Annotated in this window: 15 protein-coding genes and 1 CRISPR repeat array; of the genes, 1 reads left to right on the top strand and 14 read right to left on the bottom strand. The window is 56.3% G+C overall.

Going from position 1 to position 19,226, the window contains the following annotated elements:
• Positions 1-111 precede the first annotated feature (111 nt).
• Positions 112-1,824 (bottom strand): phospho-sugar mutase, encoded by a 1,713-nt coding sequence (locus M3223_RS09370; protein WP_435368008.1) that lies wholly within the window; start codon positions 1,822-1,824, stop codon positions 112-114.
• Positions 1,825-1,964: 140 nt separating this feature from the next.
• Entirely contained in the window at positions 1,965-2,396 is a 432-nt protein-coding gene (gene fabZ, locus M3223_RS09375; protein ID WP_251561043.1) for a 3-hydroxyacyl-ACP dehydratase FabZ, read from the bottom strand.
• A 467-nt stretch (positions 2,397-2,863) separates the two neighbouring features.
• On the opposite strand from fabZ, the gene M3223_RS09380 reads away from it, so the two are divergent.
• Complete coding sequence (locus M3223_RS09380) at positions 2,864-5,038, top strand: Ig-like domain-containing protein (protein WP_251561044.1); 2,175 nt, start codon at positions 2,864-2,866, stop codon at positions 5,036-5,038.
• 149 nt (positions 5,039-5,187) lie between these two features.
• Here M3223_RS09380 and M3223_RS09385 read toward each other — a convergent pair whose 3' ends face one another.
• The 12 genes from M3223_RS09385 to M3223_RS09440 all read right to left on the bottom strand — a co-directional run bounded on the left by M3223_RS09385 (position 5,188) and on the right by M3223_RS09440 (position 19,215).
• Positions 5,188-5,511 (bottom strand): DNA-directed RNA polymerase subunit beta, encoded by a 324-nt coding sequence (locus tag M3223_RS09385; protein WP_251561045.1) that lies wholly within the window; start codon positions 5,509-5,511, stop codon positions 5,188-5,190.
• A 118-nt stretch (positions 5,512-5,629) separates the two neighbouring features.
• The gene (locus M3223_RS09390; RefSeq protein WP_251561046.1) at positions 5,630-6,481 is read right to left on the bottom strand and encodes a flagellar hook-basal body protein; all 852 of its coding nucleotides are present in this window, start codon (positions 6,479-6,481) and stop codon (positions 5,630-5,632) included.
• A 14-nt stretch (positions 6,482-6,495) separates the two neighbouring features.
• Entirely contained in the window at positions 6,496-7,356 is an 861-nt protein-coding gene (locus tag M3223_RS09395; RefSeq protein ID WP_251561047.1) for a flagellar hook-basal body protein, read from the bottom strand.
• 335 nt (positions 7,357-7,691) lie between these two features.
• Positions 7,692-8,522: a CRISPR direct-repeat array (repeat unit 32 nt; unit sequence GTTTCAATCCACGCTCCCGCACGGAGAGCGAC).
• A gap of 430 nt (positions 8,523-8,952) precedes the next feature.
• Positions 8,953-9,957 carry a rod shape-determining protein MreB gene (gene mreB, locus M3223_RS09400; protein WP_251561048.1) on the bottom strand — a complete coding sequence of 335 codons (1,005 nt, stop codon included), beginning with the start codon at positions 9,955-9,957 and terminating at the stop codon, positions 8,953-8,955.
• 90 nt (positions 9,958-10,047) lie between these two features.
• A complete protein-coding gene (spoIIID, locus tag M3223_RS09405; protein WP_021880270.1) occupies positions 10,048-10,332 on the bottom strand; it encodes a sporulation transcriptional regulator SpoIIID in 285 nt (94 codons plus the stop codon).
• Between the two features lie 250 nt (positions 10,333-10,582).
• Entirely contained in the window at positions 10,583-11,524 is a 942-nt protein-coding gene (locus tag M3223_RS09410; RefSeq protein WP_251561049.1) for a peptidoglycan DD-metalloendopeptidase family protein, read from the bottom strand.
• 108 nt (positions 11,525-11,632) lie between these two features.
• Positions 11,633-13,351: a stage II sporulation protein D gene (spoIID, locus tag M3223_RS09415; protein ID WP_251561050.1), complete on the bottom strand. Its 1,719-nt coding sequence runs from the start codon at positions 13,349-13,351 to the stop codon at positions 11,633-11,635.
• Positions 13,352-13,604: 253 nt separating this feature from the next.
• Positions 13,605-15,218: a sensor histidine kinase gene (locus M3223_RS09420; RefSeq protein WP_251561051.1), complete on the bottom strand. Its 1,614-nt coding sequence runs from the start codon at positions 15,216-15,218 to the stop codon at positions 13,605-13,607.
• Positions 15,215-15,898, bottom strand: a complete 684-nt coding sequence (locus tag M3223_RS09425) for a response regulator transcription factor (RefSeq protein ID WP_251561052.1) — start codon at positions 15,896-15,898, stop codon at positions 15,215-15,217. The genes M3223_RS09420 and M3223_RS09425 overlap by 4 nt, the downstream gene beginning before the upstream one ends.
• Positions 15,899-15,951: 53 nt before the next feature.
• Positions 15,952-17,136, bottom strand: coding sequence for an ABC transporter permease (locus M3223_RS09430; RefSeq protein ID WP_251561053.1), 1,185 nt, complete (start codon positions 17,134-17,136; stop codon positions 15,952-15,954).
• Positions 17,087-17,776: an ABC transporter ATP-binding protein gene (locus tag M3223_RS09435; RefSeq protein ID WP_435368009.1), complete on the bottom strand. Its 690-nt coding sequence runs from the start codon at positions 17,774-17,776 to the stop codon at positions 17,087-17,089. The genes M3223_RS09430 and M3223_RS09435 overlap by 50 nt, the downstream gene beginning before the upstream one ends.
• 101 nt (positions 17,777-17,877) lie before the next feature.
• Positions 17,878-19,215, bottom strand: a complete 1,338-nt coding sequence (locus M3223_RS09440; RefSeq protein ID WP_251561054.1) for an efflux RND transporter periplasmic adaptor subunit — start codon at positions 19,213-19,215, stop codon at positions 17,878-17,880.
• Between the last annotated feature and the right edge of the window lie 11 nt (positions 19,216-19,226).

The raw sequence follows: 19,226 nt of genomic DNA on the forward strand, positions 1-19,226 counted from the left end.
GAACTAATGCCGTGCAGGGCGGGGCGCGCTGCGCTCCCGCCCTGCGGCATTTCTATATGGAATGAATCGGAATACTACCGGAAATCCTTGAATTAAATTTTCGCAAAATAATTACGCCATGCTGTCCACGCGAGTCATAACGGATCCGCGCAAAGCTTCTAAAGCTTGTCCGGCAGCAGGCTGAGAGTCGCCGCGCACCGCGAAATAAACCTTAATCTTCGGCTCGGTGCCGGATGGACGAAGCGTGAACCAGGATCCGTCTTCAAGCAAATACTTCAGCACGTTTTCTTTTGGCAGCCCGTCAAGGCCAAGGCTGTAGTCCAACACTTCTTGCACCTTCACGCCGGCCGCTTCCTGAGGCGGATTGGAACGGAAGCTGTCCATGATCGCGCCGATCTTTTGGACGCCGTCCAGCCCCTTAAGCGTACGGGACTCCAGTCCTTCCAGATAAGTTCCGTACTGGGCGTACAGCTCAAGCAGGACATCGTACAGCGTTTTGCCCTGCTGCTTGTAAAAGGCAGCTGCCTCAGCAATAAGCATCGCAGCAACAACGGCGTCTTTGTCCCGGGCGTAGGTGCCGGTCAGGTAACCATAGCTTTCCTCATATCCGAACAAGAATGTATGCGAACCATTCTTTTCGAACTCGGTCATTTTTTCGCCGATATATTTGAAGCCAGTCAGCGTGTCGATGACTTCCGCGCCATGCGCGCGGGCGATGTCCGCTCCCATTTCGCTCGTCACGATCGTTTTGATGACTACGCCGTTAGCAGGCAGCTGTCCGCGCTCCTTGAGCTGGCTCAGCACGTAATTGACCATCAGCGCGCCGGACTGGTTGCCGCTCAGCACGACATATTCGCCCTCGTTGTTTTTCACAACGGCGCCTACGCGGTCGGCGTCAGGGTCTGTACCGATAATAAGATCGGCGCCGTTCTCCTGAGCTTGGCGGATTGCCAGCGTGAATGCCTCACGCTCCTCGGGGTTCGGGCTTTTTACGGTGCTGAAGTAACCGTCAGGCTCTTCCTGCTCCTTGACGACGGATACGTTCGTAATGCCGATCTCCTGCAGCACGTTGCGGACAGGATGATTGCCGGTGCCATGCAGAGGGGTGAAAATAACGTTCAGATCCTTGCCCGCACCGCTCTTCAGCAGCTCACGGTTCAGGCTTTGCGCTGCGACCGTTTCCACAAAATCGCGGTCTTCCTTCTCACCAAGCCAAACGAGCAGTCCAGCCGCTTCCGCAGCTTCGCGGCTCAACCGCTTGATCTCGCTAAAGCTGCCGACCTTCTGAATGGCGGCAATCGCCTGCTCTGCCTCATGCGGCACCAGCTGGCAGCCTTCCGGTCCGTAAGCCTTATAACCGTTGTATTCCGGCGGATTGTGGCTTGCCGTAATGACGATTCCGCCGCTAGCGCCAAGGGAGCGTACAGCAAAGCTCAGCTGAGGAGTAGGACGAAGCGACGGGAACAGATAGGTTTTGATGCCGTTGCCCGCAAGCACAAGCGCCGCTTCCAGCGTAAATTCCGGTGAATTGTTGCGGGAATCATGCGCGATAACGACGGACGGAGCGGAGCTTTGCTCCAGCAGCCAATTGGCCAGCCCTTGCGTTGCCTTGCCGACCGTGTAAGCGTTGAGACGGTTGGTGCCGGCGCCCATCACGCCGCGCAGACCTCCCGTGCCAAACTCCAGATCGCGGTAGAAACGGTCGGTAATTTCTTTCTCGTCGCCGGCAATGCTTTGCAGCTCTGCCTTGGTTGCTTCATCGATAAGCGGATCGTTAAGCCATGCTTGGTATCGTGCGGACGCGATTTCGGTTACGGACATCAGTTGATCTCTCCCTTGTCTCTGTATGGCGTCCAGCGGGTGAAGCGCATTACCCGCTAAGACGAGCTTCCCTGTCAAAAGGTTTCGCTGGATTCGCCGGAAATCAGTTGCTTTCACAATGAAGTTTACCGGCGCAAAACGAATTATTTCGGGTCGGTCAGAGCGAACATGATGCCGCCCTCGGCCACAACCTTGCCGTCTACGCTTGCCGTCGCTTTGCCTTTGCCGATGATCCCTTTCAGGCGGGTAATTTCCACCTCAAGGCGCAGCGTATCGCCCGGCGTCACCTGACCCCGGAAGCGGAACTCGTCGATTCCAGCGAACATAGCGATTTTGCCGCGGTTGCCATCGACCTTAAGAATCGCGACTGCGCCGACCTGGGCCAGCGCCTCGACGATCAGCACGCCCGGCATAACCGGAAAGCCCGGAAAATGCCCTGCAAAAAACGGTTCATTCATCGTCACGTTTTTGATGCCGACGGCGCGGACGCCCTCTTCTACCTCAAGAATGCGGTCGATCAGCAAAAAAGGCTGCCGATGCGGAATGATCTCCATAATTTCGTTAATATCCATCATGTGCGCTGCTCCTCCCGAAAAATAGTTCATCCTTCATACTCCGCTTCGGCCGCATGGAATGCGGCAGGCCGGGCAACACTATGTGTGTCCCGCGCGAACCTGCAGGTCGCGGGGGTTGAGATAAGGGGGCAGGCTTGTTGCGGACTGAAGTTCCGCGCGGGCCTGTCCCTTTTGTCGCTGCAGCTGCTAACTTCCGGCAAGCCGAAAAGCCGCTCGGGCTTCGCCTGGCAGACCGGTTCGGCGCCTTGCAGACGCAAATCCCCTGTCGCAAGGCCTATGTATATCTTCGTTATTATAACTCCCAGCCTGCAAAAAAAAAACCGCCGAGCTTCCTATTTTCCAAGCTTTCCCTACAATTTCCGAATCGATATGCCGTTAAAGACTATGATCCTATCCGGGCGTTAGCCAAACAGCCCCCCTGGACGCCGTTCCGGCGGCAACTATCCCGAGCAAAAGGAGTGTCTCTGTTGTCCCATTCGCTTCCAACGCGCAGCCGCTTTTTGCTGTCACTGCTGCTATCGGCCGTGCTTGTCCTCTCCCTGCTGACTCCGGCAGCGCATGCCGAAGATGTCGTAACTTCCGTATCGCTCGACTCCGGTTCCAGCCTGTCGCTAGTCTACGGCGAGGACCCTCACTCTCTTGTTCTGTGGGCCACCTACGCAGGCTCATCTGCCAAAAAAGACGTCACGTCATCCGCTACATGGACAACTTCCCTTTCTTCCGTGTTAAAGGTGAGCAGCGGCATCATGACTCCTGTTGCCGCCGGCAAAGCTACCATTACCGCAAAGTTCGGAGGTTATACCGCCAGCGTTGTCGTGACGGTAACCTATCCTTACAGCAAGCTGCAGCTGCAGAACGAAGAAGGCCAGAACGTGCCGTCCTCGATTAAAGGAGCTGTAGGCGACAAATTGCAATTTTCCGCTTTTGGATTCAAAGAAGGCAACACAACCGACGTTACTTCCGAAGCCGACTGGACCAGCTCCAGCAGCTCCGTAGCCACGGTGTCGGACGGCGAGGTTGAAATTTTGTCCGCCGGCAAAACGACGATCAAAGCGTCCTATCGCGGCGTATCGGCCACTTTCACCTTAACCGCCGAATCGCCTTACAAAACGATTGTACTGTCCAGCAAGCTCATTGAACTTCAAACCGGCGGCGATAAAGCCGAACTCACCGCCCAGGCCGAGCCGGTTAAAGGCGGAGAGAAAATTGATATAACCGACGAGGCGGAATGGACAAGCTCCGCAGCTGCCGTCGCCACCGTGGAAGATGGCATTATTAAACCTGTAGGGCCGGGTACGGCGACGATTACCGTGTCCCAGTACGGAGTTTCGGCCACCGCAAAGGTTGTCGTTCGGCAGCCCTACGAGCTGCTGAAGCTTACGCCATCCGCTGAGCTGCATCTGCTTATGTCCAGTGAGCCCGTACAGATTGAGGCGTCCATTCCAAGCTCCGCAGGCGTGTTTGAGGATGTAACCGATAAAGCTGAATGGACTTCCTCGGAGCTGTATACGGCTACGGCCGAAGGCGGACTGATCACGCCAAAAGCGCCGGGAACTTCCACGATTAAGGCCGAATACAAAGGCGTTAGCCGCACGATTAACGTAACCGTCTACCCAACCGCAGTCAGCCTCAAAGCAGTAAATGAGGGTGATAAAGACAAGCTCACGGTTATCGTCGATGAGACGAAGGATTTGCCGGAAATCAAGGCAGTCGGCCTTGACGATGCTGAATTTGCTGTAACCAAGCTTGTTGACTGGTCCTCCAGCGCCTCCGACGTATTGGAAATTAAGGAGGGCAAATGGATCGCCAAAAAAGCGGGCAGCGGCGTTCTGAAAGCATCTCTGAACGACATGTCAGTCGAAATTCCGTTTGAAGTGAATTCCAAGCCGCTAGCTCTCCTGTCCGAAACAAAAACGGTTGCGCTCGTCATTGGTAAGGAAACGCCGCTTCCTTCCCTCACCGTCACCTACACAAACGGGGTGGAAGAAGATGTAACAGCCAAGGCGGAGTGGAAGGCTTCCGGCAGCACTTTGCTCGTTCTGGATTCAACTCTACGCGGACTGTCCGCCTCCAAAGCGACGCTGACCGCGACTTATCTGGGCAAAACAGTGACGTTCCCTGTTATGATCGAAGAAGAGATCGTTAAGCTGTCCGTTGATACAAGCTCCTTGACGCTCAATCCGGGCCGCAGCAAAAGCGTTAAAGTAACCGGCACCTACAAAAGCGGAGCTACCGTTTCACTAGCTTCCCGCATGGAGTGGAAAGTGGATAACGACGATATCGCCAGTGTTCGCATCGGCTCGATCAAAGCGCTGAAGCTCGGCACGGCCAAAGTGACCGGCACCTATCAAGGCAAGTCCGTCACCGTATCGATCTCCGTTAAGCCGAAGCTGAAAAGCCTTGTCCTGTCGGAAAAAAGCCTGAAGCTTGCTCCAGGCGCACAGGTTCAGCTGAAACTCAAAGCTTTTTACGATAACGGCACATACGCCGAGGTGACCGCTTCCTCTCTCTGGTCGTCCAGCAAGGAAGCAGCCGCATCCGTATCTCAGAACGGTTCTGTCACGGCCGTTGCCAAAGGCAGCGCCACGATCAAAGCCGTTTTTGAAGGCAAATCCGTTACCGCCCGCGTCACTGTAAAATAGCTCTGCCCTGAAAAAGGCGTCTTGTTCCGCATCCAGCGGAAGCAAGGCGCCTTTTTTCAATAATATTCAAGGAATTCCATCGCCAATTACTCGCGTTGTAACGTTGCGACAGCAACAAAAAAACCGGCTCCGTAAAGGAACCGGCCATTCTAAGAATCCGAGAAAACCAGATCGAAAATATGCTTATACGTGGCTACGTTAAACGCGTCCGCCATGCTTCCGCCGCCGAGAACGACAAAACCAACATAGAGCCCGCCTGAAAGCGCGCCTACAAACAAAGCCAGCACGATCAGCTTACGGGTGTACCACCATCCGGTGAACCGGCTTTTCTTCTTGGCTTTTGAGCCTGAAGCGGCTTTCCGAGAGCTCTTGTCTGAAGCCTCTGCAGCCGGTTGCCTGGCATCCTCTCTAACGTCCTCCATGCTGCGGGAGCCGGCTGCCCCGCTCCGTGAAGCCTGTGAATCATTCGTCATGTTCATCATCCTTATCCTGCAAGGGCAAGCTAACCGGCCCATTTGCCGGTCTGACATTATCCCCGGGTGTATGACAGCGCGGCGGAGTTCCCGCCTGTTACACTGCAGGAAGGAAGGCTCACGCGCGCATGTTGTTGGCCAGACCGGCCATTGAATCCGCCGATGACAGGGCTCTGGCGCTCAATTGATACGCACGCTGCACGCTGAGGAGTTCGGTCATTTCCTCGACGATATCTACATTGGATTGTTCTATATAGCCTTGACGAACGGCGACGCCGCTATCCGCACCTGCCTGAACCTGTGTCAGCACATCGGCTGTGTCCACATCGGAAGGCACGGCAAATAAATTATCCGCTACCGCAACCAGAGCGTCCGGGCGGGTAGGCTGGACGAGAGACAGCTGTCCCAGCTGAATGCGGGAGCCATCGGCACGCACGCCTGCAATAACGCCTTCATTGCTAATTTGCAGGGAAACGCCTTCCGGAACGACAATCGGTCCATCGCGCAAAACGACGCCATTCGGGGTTTCCACCGGCACCCGGCCCATGACCGGATACCCAGCCTCTGTCGCCAGTATCGTATCACCCTCGCCGTTCACCGTCAACTGAAACGCCCCGCTGCGGGTATAACCGATTCCGCCGTTATCATCTGCAGCTACGACAAAAAGCGCATTTCCATCCAGCGCAAGATCGGTCGAAGTTCCTGTTTGCTTGAGCGCGCCTTGAGTCATATCCGGTCCTTGCTGAATGAAACGCGCTCCCCAGCCTTGGTTATATCCGAGCGGGCTCACGCGGCCGTCACGGAGAAAAGCCTCCGGCTGCTGTTTGGCATTCGTCAGCAGATCCTGAAAAGAAGCCTGCTTGCGCTTGTAGCCAGCCGTATTGATGTTCGCCATATTTTCGGCAAGCAGGTCAAGCCGCTGCTGCAGAGCGTTCATCGAAACCGTCGCATTGATAATGGAATTGTTCATCGGTTACCCTCCTTTTACACACGGCCGATCTCGTTGACCGCTTTCTCCAAGCTTTTATCATAGAACTGGATCACCTTCTGGTTGGCCTCATAGGCCCTCATCGCGCCCATGACATCAAGCATGGCCTGCGACGGGTCGACATTAGAGCGTTCCGTATACCCTTGGCGCACTTCGACGCCTTCTCCCGGAGCCATCGCAGCAGCGCCTTCCTCTCCGTTCAAACGGAACTTGCCGTCGCCCTCCCGTACCAGATCATTGACCCTGTCCACCAGGGTAATAAGCAGCGATTGTCCGGTGGCGTTGCCTGCTGCATCCGTAAACTCAAAGTTCCCGTTTAGCTTCAGTGTTTCAAGACTTGTGCCCTGCGGAAAAACGATAGGCTGGCTGTTTGCTCCCAGCACCGGAGAGCCGTCTGCCGTTACGAGCGCGCCGTCATCCGTCAGCTTGAACTCGCCGCCGCGCGTGTAGCGCACCTCTCCCTCTTCATTCAGCACCGTAAAATAAGCCTGCGGACGATATGTAACCGTGCCGTCCTCTGCTACCGACTTGCCGGATTCATCGAAGTTTATCCCCGGAGCCTGAATTTCGGAGATGAGCGCAAAATCGGTAGGTTTGTCCGTTTTGTTAAGGTCTCCCTGGATCTGGAGGGCGATGCTCTCCTCGGCCAGCACGCCCGTGCTAATGCGTCCGATCTTTTGCACCGGCATATCGTTCTTGCCGCTCATGGACAAGAGCATCTCCGGAAAAGAACGGTTCAGCGCGTTGGTCGCTTTGTAACCTGTCGTGTTCAGGTTCGCGATATTGGTCGTTGCGGTATCATGGACGCGCTGCTGGGCGATCATGCCGGCCGCCGCGGTGTATAATCCTCTGAGCATCGGAATCCTCCTTGCAATTATCTGCCCTTTATATCGGCTAATCGAGAGTCATCCTGAATAGGGCTGGATGCCTATGATCGGGACTTCGGCTGTAATGCTGGATCTAGGAGAAAATTGCCGCTGGTTGCTACAGTACCGCTGCGAAAAAAGCCGGCCTTCCGATCGCTGTTGACCTCGGATTTCTTTGATTTATATTTTCAATTAGGTAGAAATCCGACGTCTTATAGCTTCCGCTTCTCCAAGCTCGGCATTTTTCTCCGCTGTGTTTTGACCAGGCATGGTGCGGTCCCGTCTAGGAGTGCTCCGTAGCGCAACCCGGAAACAGGTCGAATGATGTTTCAATCCACGCTCCCGCACGGGGAGCGACGACGACGAAGAGCGTAAAACTTTCATCGGTATGGTGTTTCAATCCACGCTCCCGCACGGGGAGCGACCATAAAAGCTGGCTTAAGCCGTAAGCAGATCGGCGTTTCAATCCACGCTCCCGCACGGGGAGCGACAATACTAGCGATGAACAATTCGGCGGCTGATCAGGTTTCAATCCACGCTCCCGCACGGAGAGCGACTCACAATTATTGACAGTTGCCGCAATGAGCTGCGTGTTTCAATCCACGCTCCCGCACGGAGAGCGACGTCCGGATATTCGCGCAGACCATTGCCGATCGACGTTTCAATCCACGCTCCCGCACGGAGAGCGACCTATGACCCGACAATTGACGGAGGACGCGGATTGTTTCAATCCACGCTCCCGCACGGAGAGCGACCAGGAGGGCCGGGAGGTTCGCGTGTACTGGATTCAGTTTCAATCCACGCTCCCGCACGGAGAGCGACTTGTTGGCCGGCGAGTGTGCGTATTCCCATTGGCGTTTCAATCCACGCTCCCGCACGGAGAGCGACCAGCGTTGGAATGAATCCCGACACGCTCGCCCCGGTGTTTCAATCCACGCTCCCGCACGGAGAGCGACTACCGCGCCGACTTCTTGATCCGTCACAATGACGGTTTCAATCCACGCTCCCGCACGGAGAGCGACGTTCCAGATGCTGACGGAGTGGGGTTTGGCGACGGAGTTTCAATCCACGCTCCCGCACGGAGAGCGACTGACGGAACTAGTCGGCGGGCTGTCCAACAGCATGGTTTCAATCCACGCTCCCGCACGGAGAGCGACAGCATAGCTGAGAAACCCTTGCTGGGCCTGGGTTTACAGGCCGAAAAGTGCGAACCTCTAAAAAATGGGGCTAGTTAAGGGTTTGATTTCGCGTCAAAACTGCTGGAACCCTTGCCACTATTGAGGTGCGAATCTCCTGGGGATTTCATGTGAGCTTAGGGTTCGCACTTAGTTTAAGTCCGTTTTTCCTAATTCGTCCAGAGATAAGGGCGAAGTAATTCTTCAAGTTTGATGAAACCAGAGCAGCGGAGCCAAAGCTCGAGCCCGAAGAAGCGGCAGCTATAAGACATCGGATTTCCACCGTTGAGCGTTTATTCAAGGAAATCTGAGGTCAACAGCGATCGGAGGGCCGAGCTTTGGTGGAGCGCCTGCCCTTTCATCAGCGCCAAAAAGCCGCTGCGTCAAGCAGCGGCCAAGCGAGCGCATCCATTTAAATACGGGTCTTTTTGCGAGACATGCGATCCAGATGATCCAGCATGTAGCCCGTTCCTTTGACGACGCAGTGCATCGGGTCTTCGGCCACAAGCACCGGTACCTTAAGCTCGTCCGCCATCAGCAGGTCCAGTCCTTCCAGCAGCGCGCCGCCGCCCGTCAAAATAACGCCGCGGTCAATGATATCTGCCGAAAGCTCCGGCGGGGTCTGCTCCAGCACCGCCTTGGCGGCTGCAACGATGGACGCTACGGAATCCGACAGAGCTTCGCGCACCTCGTCCGAGTGAATGGCCACCGTGCGCGGCAGGCCGGTCACCATATCGCGGCCGCGAATATCGATGGAATCGTTGCGGGCGCCAGTATGCACGGAGCCGATTCGAATCTTGATCTCCTCGCTTGTCCGCTCTCCAATCAGGAGCTTGTACTTTGCTTTAATATACCGGGCGATATCGGAATCAAACGTATTTCCCGCCACCTTGATTGAGGAAGAGGTAACGATGTCGCCCATCGACAGCACGGCCACGTCCGTTGTGCCGCCCCCGATGTCGACTACCATGTTGCCGCTAGGCTGGTAAATGTCCATTCCGGCACCGATAGCAGCAGCCTTCGGCTCTTCTTCCATATAAACCTCGCGGGCGCCGCAGCGCTCCGCAGCCTCGCGGATCGCTTTCTGCTCCACAGAGGTGATATTGGTGGGGGCGCAGATAAGAATACGCGGGCGGCTGTACCAGCTCCGCCCGCCAATGCGGTCGATAAACGCTTTCAGCATCATCTCGGTAATCTCAAAGTCCGCGATAACCCCGTCGCGCAGCGGGCGAATCGCCACGATATTGCCAGGCGTCCGCCCGACCATCCGGTAAGCTTCGTCGCCGACAGCCAGCACCCGGCGGGTGCCCGTTTCCACGGCGACGACGGAGGGCTCGTCAAGCACAACGCCCTTTCCTTTTACATGAATGGACACATTGGCGGTGCCCAGATCGATCCCGATGTCCTTGCTTAGCATACGTCCGAAGTCCCCTAACGAATAGTGTGGAAGATCATTACCCATTATTCGCTGAAAACCTCATTTTTCCTCTGATTTTGTAGAAAAATTTTAGCGCTTCCCTGCTGCGAGAACCTCGCGGCGCTTTGTACTTTTTTTATACTTGATTTTGGTGGCTTCTCCGCCTCGCAGATGGCGGATGGACTTATGGTATTCCAGGATATGTTTCACCTGATCGGCCAGGTCCGGATTAATCTCCGGCAGCCTTTCGGTCAAATCCTTGTGCACCGTGCTCTTGGATACCCCGAACTCTTTGGCGATTGTACGCACCGTATGTTTGGTCTCCACGATGCACCGGCCAATCTTGATGGTCCGCTCTTTGATGTAATCGTGCACGTTCCCGCCTCCTTGACTCGTTGTAAGTTTGGTACATTATATGAGGGGGTGCTACAGATATTCTTTGTGGCCAAGTCCTAAGACCGAATTCCGTCCAAATTGGCTGAAAATAGGACTGGGAATGCCCCAAAATCAGCCTTTTCACCGGATTGCTAAAATAAAAAAAACGCCCCAGTCTTTCCTTCCGGAAAGCGGCTGGGGCGTTTGTTTTGTTATTTATGCAGTCCCATAGGGCTGCAAAATCTATTTATTACTCGGCATCTTCCTGAGCGGCGTCGCCGGAATCTCCGCCATTCGCATCTGGAGCCGGCGAAGCGTCGGCATCGGATGCGCCAGTGTCTTCGGCGCCGGTCGCCTGGTCAGGCTGACCAGCTTGCTCCGTGCTTTCCTGCTCATTAGGAGTAATTGCCGCCTCGTCAGCAGCAGGGGCTGTAGAGCTTTCCGGCTGCGGGTCGTTCATCGCGACCTGCAGCTTTGGAGCGTCGGTTGGCAGCTGCGAAACCGGATTGACATGTTCGTTGTTTTTCAAGAGAGCAAAGTGAAGGTGAACGCCAAGCTCTTTTTGCAGGTCGTTGCGGCCTGCTTTGCCGATGACGGTCGATTGTTTCACTTCGTCTCCAACTTTAACGTTGGCGCTGCTCAGGCTTTGATACACGGATACAAGTCCGTTGCCGTGAGCAATTTCTACGACGGTGCCGTTAGTTGGATGCTCTTCGACATTGGATACTTTACCGCTCAGCACAGCCATTACGTCGAAAGGCTGATCGTCGGCGCGCGCCAAGTCGATGCCGGTGTTGCCCGTAAAGGTATTGTTTTGCTCCACTAGCGAAGCTTCCTGCTCTGCTGCGTTTGCTGCGCTGTCAAAATAACCGCGCTTAATCGTCACATCCGCTACATTAGCGACCGGCCATGCAGCCGTTTCGCCCGGAACCGGCTTAACCGTTTCCTCGATTGGCTTGTCGCCGCCTTGACCCGTCTGGACGCTGTCTGGAGGAGTCACTGTTGTCGATGTTTTCTGGTCATTCCCCTGATAGAGCCACATGACGGTTACGATGATTGCTGCCGCTGCGACAAACATGGCCGGAGAGATCCACTTGCGCGACAGGGTCTTCTTGTAGGTTGAAGCTGGCTTTTTTCCTCCCAGTTGGTTTTTAGGAGGTTCTTGCTTGTTCTTTTGATCTTGTTCATTCATTTTCGATCACCTCACTAGCCATTGTTACCGGAATGATTGGCTTTATACGTGAGGAGATAGAGAAATTACAAGAGAAGAGAATTTCGTAGATTACCTAGCGGCCACCGCTTAAACAGGGGTGCGGGGCAGCGAAGCCGTGCGTATGACTTCTGTGCCCGTGTAATAATGAGAGAGGATCTGGTAGGCAGTGCTGCCGTTTTTGGCCATACCATCCGCACCCCACTGGCTCATGCCGACGCCGTGCCCGTACCCGAACGTAGTGATCTCGATTTCCTTGCCAGTAATCTTCCAAGTAAACTGAGTTGATGCCAAGCCAAGCTTCTCCCGCACCTGGCGGCCGGTGAACACCTTGTCGCCAACCGTCATTTCCCGAATACGCCGGCCGTCGGTCGTATCCAGCACCCGCATGCTGCGGGCCGACGTTCTGCCGCTGACGCCCAGCTTTTTATAAAATGCCGCCAGGCTCATCTTGGTCGTTTCCTTGAATTCCGGACTGATCTTTTTGTCCCACGGGCTGGATACGCTGCGCAGATAAGGGAGGCTTGAGCCCCAGTAGTCCTCGGAATTTTCCGTATACCCGTTGCTAGTGCTGAAAAATAAGGCGTCGATCGGCTGCCCCTCATACGTAATAATTTGGCTCCTTGTCTGCTGCACCGCCGCATTCAGCTTGTCCAGGTTTGCTTTTTGCTCCTTGTCGCTCCAGCGGTTCAGCAGCTTTTTCAGCGGCACATACACCTGATGGGCTGTCGTATCCGTAACATCCGCATTGTCCACCGGCATTCCGGTGCGGTCCTCGGAAGCAAGCCGCTTCACCATATACGTACGGGCGGCAATTGCCTGCGCCTTCAGCGCCTCAGGTTCAAAGGTTACCGGCATTTCTCCGGCCAGCACGCCACGCACGTAAAGCTCCATCGGCACTTTTTCCACCCGCTTCTCTGCCGTCAAATAAACACGCACGATCATGCGGTCAAGCGCGCCAGGAGACGGAAGCGAAGCGGTCTGTTCGCTGGCTCCTTTTTCGGATACAGATCCGCCGCCAGCATTGCTGCCCGGTTTGTTCTGCGGCGTCCCTCCATTCGCTCCCGTTCCGTCAGGCGTCTTATCGGGATTATCCGTCCCGGAATTGCCCGTGCCGATATCCGTCCCCCCGTTAGAAGCGGTGCCATTAGTGCCGGAGGGGTCTCCCTTTGGCTTGGTTTGACTGCCGCTTCCGCCCGGAGGGGCAGTCTCGCTTCCCGGAGCATCCGCCGCTCCGCCCAACAGCGGAACCAGCTGCCCGCCGGAAGCCGCAAACATCGGCTGACGCTCCGCACCAGCCGCAGAAGAAGCGCCGTAACCGGACTTTGCCGCTTCGGATGACGGCCCGTTTCCTGCACTTTGCTGCTGGACGATTAAGCCGGGAATTAGAATTGCCGCCGCCGTCAAAGCGCTGAGCGCAATCAGCGTCCATGGGGACATCTGTGAAGGAGGGCGCTGGCCGGATGCCTGAGCGGGTGCGGTCTGCCGGACGGCTGAGACCGTGTTGAACATCTCCCCAGCCTTCGTCATCATACTGGACTTCGCTCCGTTTTTTTCCGGTTCACCCGGTCTCGCAAGCAACGGCCGATTGGGAGGGCTAGCCGGAAGCCCCGGCCTCAGCTTTTTGGTCCGGTCTGGCGCCGCGCCGTTTAAGCGCATGCGGGACCGGCTGCTTTTAACGAACAGCTTAAGTCCATTGAACCTGCTCCCGCTGGGATTATGCCGGAGGACCGAAACCTCCGCCTGCTTCTCCGCTCCTCTCCTCTGTCGTGCATTGTTCGTACCATTCGTTTTACGTTCACTCGCCATTTGTCGCCTTGCCCCTTTCCTTCCTGCCGGACCTGGGCTGGACAGCTCGGCTCAGCCTGTACCGGCAATTGGTTTCTATTTCATCTCGTCTATACAAACTATGAGACCGTAAACATAGAATAGAACCCCAAAAGATAGAGAGAGAACAAACCAAGAAACAGCCGGATGCCCGTAAAAACAAAAAAAGAGCCGCCGAAGCGGCTCTCCAAAATCCTTTGGAAACCTAAAAGAGTTGACTAAGACTAGATTTCAATCAAAGCTTGTCTTTCTCGCCGCTGCGCGCCTTTTTGAGAGAAAAGCGGAAGACGCTGCCGCGCCCCGGCTTGCTTTCCACTTCGATGAGCGAACCGTGCTCATCGAGAATATGCTTCACGATGGACAGGCCGATTCCGGTGCCTCCGCGCGCGCCTCTTGCCTCGTCGCTTTTATAGAAACGATCCCATATGAGCTGCTGCTGCTCCTCCTTCATCCCGATTCCTTCGTCCCGTATCGAAACGGCGACATCATCCTTGCGGCAATCCAGCGTGACATAGATGGTCGATTGCCGGGGCGAAAAGGCCATCGCGTTTTGCAGCAGATTTATCATGACCTGCTCCAAACGGTAGGGATCGCCGATTACCCGCACCTGGGCAGCACGAGCCGCATCCGCATCCGCATCCCTTTCCTCCGCAGCTCCTTCAGGCTCAGCGAAAGCTTCCGGCATCCGCAGCTCCCAGCCCTCGTCAGGCTGCTGCTGGAAGCCTGCACCGCGATTCCGGGGTGTTCCGCCGCCGGCTGCTCCGTTGATTTCATAACGCACCTGGTGATGCTGAAAGGTTGATTCCATACGCGCCAGCAGCTGCCGGATCATCTCGGCCAGATCGAACTCCGTCGGCTGTACGTCGAACTGCCCCGACTCGATTTTGGTCATATCCAGCAAATCGTTCACCAGCTTGATTAGCCGAACGGTCTGATCCTGCGTAATCCGCAGGTAGTGGTCCGCCCGCTCGCGCGGCACGGTGCCGTCAAGAATTGCCTCCACATAACCGTGGATGGAGGTGAGCGGAGAACGCAAATCATGCGATACATTAGCGAGAAAATCCCGGCGCATTCCCTCCAGAGCCTCGAGCTCGGATGCCATCCGGTTCAAAGAAACGGCCAGCTGGCCGAGCTCATCTGCAGAAGGATCGCTGATCTGCGTGTCGAACCTGCCCTTTGCAATCCGCTCCGCCCCTTGGCTCATACGCTGGATCCGTATCGTCATGTAACGGGAAAACATCCAGGAGAAAATGACCGAGACAGCCAAAGCAATTGCAATCGACAGCCAGTTCAGACTCTGCATTCGGCGCAGCTCATTCTGCAGCCCGCCAGACAGCGACACGACATACCGGTCGATTGATGCAGCGTATTGGGAAGTCACCATCCATTTTCGGGAATCCTTCTCCACCGTTGTGGATTGCAGAGACTCGGCGCTTCCGATTCCGGCGGCGTTGACAATATCGCGGATTTCGCCATCCGGGAGCGGCACTCCCCCCATCTGAACATATCGTCCCTGGCGGTCAATAATCAGAACCGTTTTCATTTGCGGCGGCAAAATGAGACGCAGCCCTCTCTGGGTCGTAACATCCGTCCAGCCTTCGCGCTGAGCCGTTTCCAGCAGCGTAATCATGCGGCTCATGTCCTCGTATTCCCGTTGTTTCTGGCGCTCGGTCACTTCCCGCTTAAGCAAGGTACCGGATATAAGTGTATAGATCAGAAATGTGACGGTAAGGATCAGCAGCGAAATGACAAGCACCTTGGCAAAAATGCGGTTCATCCCCAGCTTCGTGAGCAGCCAGCTGGAACGCTCCCTGACCTTTGCCGCCTGCGCCGCGAGCTTCTGAATCATTCCGAATTCACCTCAAACCGGTAGCCGACGCCGCGTACGGTCCCGATCCGCCATGCGGCATGATCCCCGATGCGGTCCCGAATGCGTTTAATATGAACATCCACCGTGTTGGAGTCTCCGAAATAATCCATGCCCCAAATATTTTGCAGCAGCTCATCGCGGGTAAATACTTTGCCGGGGCGGGAGGCCAGACAGTAGAGCAGCTCAACCTCCTTCGGAGCGCATCCGGCATTAACGCCGCGCACGAGCACCCGGTATTCCGTGGCATCAACGATCAGATCAGGGAACTCAACGCTCTCTTTAAACAAAGTCGGATGCGTCCGTTTCAGCACGGCGCGGATGCGCGCAATGAGCTCTTTGGCGTCAAACGGCTTCACCATGTAGTCGTCCGCTCCCATGGAGAACCCCTTCAGCTTATCGTAACCTTCCCCTTTGCCCGTCAGGAAAATAATCGGGACGGCGCTTGTCCGCCGAATTTCCTCACATACGCTCCAACCGTCGCGGCCAGGCATCATAATGTCCAGCACGATCAGGTCGGGAACCTGCTCGTAAAAACGCGCCAGTCCCGAGGCCGCGTCATGGGCGGTCGCATAGTGAAAGCCGTAGCGCTCCAAATAAAGCTCTACCAGGTCGGTAATAAGCGGATCGTCCTCGATCAGCAGAATCAAAGGGGTTTTCATGAACGGATCCCTCCAAAAATACAAACATGAACTAAAAGCGGATTAGCCGCGAATCAATCGTGGCGCAGAGCGTCAACCGGCTTCAGCGAAGCGGCCTTGTTGGCCGGGAAGATGCCAAACAAAATGCCGACCAGCGCGGAAAATGCGAAGGAATAAGCGACGATATCCGGCTCAACGACAGCTGCCGTGCCCGCATACTCCTGCATCGCAAAACAAGCGACGTAGGCAACCGCAATGCCCAGCAGCCCTCCCAGACTGCTGATGGACACCGCCTCGACGAGAAACTGGAACAGCACATCTCTTTTGCGCGCGCCCAGCGCTTTGCGGATGCCGATTTCCCGCGTGCGTTCCGTTACCGACACGAGCATAATATTCATAATGCCGATTCCGCCGACAAGCAGGGAAATAGCAGCTACACCCGCCATCATAGTGGACATCGTTTTCGACACGGAGGCGGCCGTTTCCTTTAATTCCTCGGAGTTCGTAATGCGGTAGCTGTTCGTATCCCCCCGGAAAATATCGGCCAGCTTCAACTCCAGAGCAGCCGTTACGGCATCCATTTGCGGCTCGGACTCCACCTTGACCGATACCGTACTCACGCCTGCGGATTGGAACATGCGCTGAGCCGTCGTGATGGGAATGATTATTTTTTCATCGTTGGATGCGCCTAACGAGGTGCCCTTCGGCTCCAGCAGCCCAACCACCCTATACTTAACCCCGTTCAGCAGAATCGATTCTCCGACCGGACTGACTCCCGCGCCAAACAGCTCCTCCGACGTATCCACCCCCAGCAATGCGACCTTGTTATAGGCCGTCAGGTCAAGCGGAGCGATAAACCGCCCTTCCTGGGGATGAAAGTCCGCCACTTCTTCATAGTCAGGCGTTACGCCCTCAACGGTGACGGACGACTCCGTCTCCACGCTTCCGTACCTGGCCGACGCGCTGCCGCTGACGGTAGGCGACAGGCCGTCGATTCCGCTCACCCCTTCGCCAAGCGACTCCGCCTGCGGAAGCGTTAAAGCCGTGCTGCTGCCCCGTCCGTTGACGGACACCGACAGCATATTGGTGCCCAATCCTTGCAGCTGGCTGTTCACCTCGTTGGCGGAGCCCTGCCCCATCGCAACAAGCGAGATGACCGTTGCGACGCCGATCAAAATGCCCAGCATGGACAGCGCCGTCCGCAGCTTGTTAGCGAGTATGCTGCTCAGCGCCATTCGAACGCCTTGCCAAAGCTTCACGAGCCACCCCTCCTTCCTCCGTCAGCAGCCCGTCCTTCATCGTGACAATCCGTCCGGCTCTTGCCGCTACATCGAGATCATGCGTAATCAGTACGATCGTATGTCCAAGGACGTTCAGCTCCTGGATCAGGCCGAGCACCTCGTCGCCCGTTTTTGTATCCAGCGCGCCTGTCGGCTCATCCGCGAGCAAAATCGGCGGATTTCCAGCCAGCGCCCGCGCGATAGCCACACGCTGCATCTGGCCGCCGGACAGCTGATTCGGACGGTGGTCCATACGATCCCCCAAGCCGACCTTGACCAGCGCCAGCTCTGCCGCTTCCCGCCGCTCTTTGGAGGATAGACCGCGATAGATGAGCGGAAGCTCCACATTGTCACGGGCGGTAAGCCGGGGAAGCAGATGGAAGCTTTGAAAAATAAAGCCGATGCCCCGGTTGCGCACCTCCGCCAGCCGGTTTTCGCTCAGCCCTCCCACCTCCTGGCCGTCCAGCCTGTAACTGCCGGAGGTCGGCGTATCCAGGCAGCCGATGACATTCATCAGCGTTGACTTGCCCGAGCCGGACGGCCCGATAATGGCCACAAAATCTCCCGGCATGACGTCCAGATTGACGCACCGCAAAATAGGCGTCTCTTCACCCGCCATGCGGTAGCTTTTGTTCACGTCGCGAATGGCGATCAACGGCTCGGCGGCAGATGGGACAGCCGGGAGATTTTCTGCAGTGTTTCCCCATTTTAGCAGAGCCATCAGTTCCTGCCTCCCATGCCGCCACCCATGCCTCCTGGAGCGGCTCCCCTCTGGAAGCCGCCGCCCATGCCTCCCATTCCCATTCCGCCCTGAATCATCCGGACATTCCCGGAGGAGCCAGTGCTTCCGCCCTGCGTGCCGGTCGGGAGAGGAACAAGCACGGAATCTCCGGCGTTCAGTCCAGACTCAATCTGAGCGTACTGGTCATTGAAGAGTCCTGTTTTCACTTCCACCATCCGTCCGCCTAAAGCCATCCGGCTAGCCATCTGGCTGGATGCGCCTGCGCCGGTTCCGGTTGGCGCTTGGAAGCCTCCCGCAGTATTATGGCGGTTCCCGACTCCTGAACCTCTGTCCGCACCGCCGGATTGACCGGAGCCTTCTGCTCCAGTTTGTTCCTCTGCTCCTGTTGCGCCGCTGGCGGAGCCGTCATCGGGAACCCGCACATAGGACTTGCCGTTAAGCTGAACAACCGCAGCAATCGGCACCAGCACCGCGTTCTCGGCGGTGTCAGTCACAATTTCTACCGAGCCGGACATTCCGGCCAGCACGCCGTCCAGCTCGCTCAGCTGAATCGTCACGGGGTAAGTCGCCACACCGTTGCTGGATTCGCCTTCACGGGCAATTTCCGTTATTTTGCCTGTAAACGTCCGGTCCGCTAACGCATTCAGCGAGATGGAGGCCGTCTGGCCCGTCTTCAGCTTCGGCACATCCAGCTCGTCGGCGCTCATCGTAAAGGTCAGCTTGCTGTAATCGGTCAGAGTTACCGCATCCTCGTTGCCGTTCAGCTCTTGACCGCTCGATACGGACACTGCCGTTACTGTGCCGTCCGCATCGGCCACAAGATCGTTATTTTCGGCCTGTTCCGCCTCCAGCTCATCGATTTCGGCCTGAAGCTGCTCCTGCGTCAGCTTGGCGGTATCGATCTGCAGCATAAGCTCGTCCTGTTTATCGGCGTCGCTCTCCTGCCAATACTGCTGCTTCAACCCTTTGAGCTGCAGCTCCCCTTTTGCGAGCTCAAGCTTTTTCTGGCGAATCGCCATGTCATTGTCGGCCTTTTGGAACGTCACCAGCTTCTGGCCTTTTTTCACTTTATCTCCGGCGGATACGAACACCTTTTCCACCGTTCCCTTATATCCGGCTTTCAATACTCTGGCATCGTCTGCGGCTACCGTCCCGCTGCCGGACACTTTAACCTCCAGCTTTCCCTGCGTCGCTTGCACGGTCCGGGCCGAAGCCGCAGCCGCAGCAGGAGCCTCCGCCTTCGTACGGTAGGCATAATAACCGTAACCTCCGCCGGCCACCAATAGAACCCCCAGAACAAGAACCCATTTCCGCATTCCGCCCAACT

This window comes from Paenibacillus pasadenensis (assembly GCF_023715725.1).
GTDB lineage: Bacteria > Bacillota > Bacilli > Paenibacillales > Paenibacillaceae > Paenibacillus_O > Paenibacillus_O pasadenensis_A.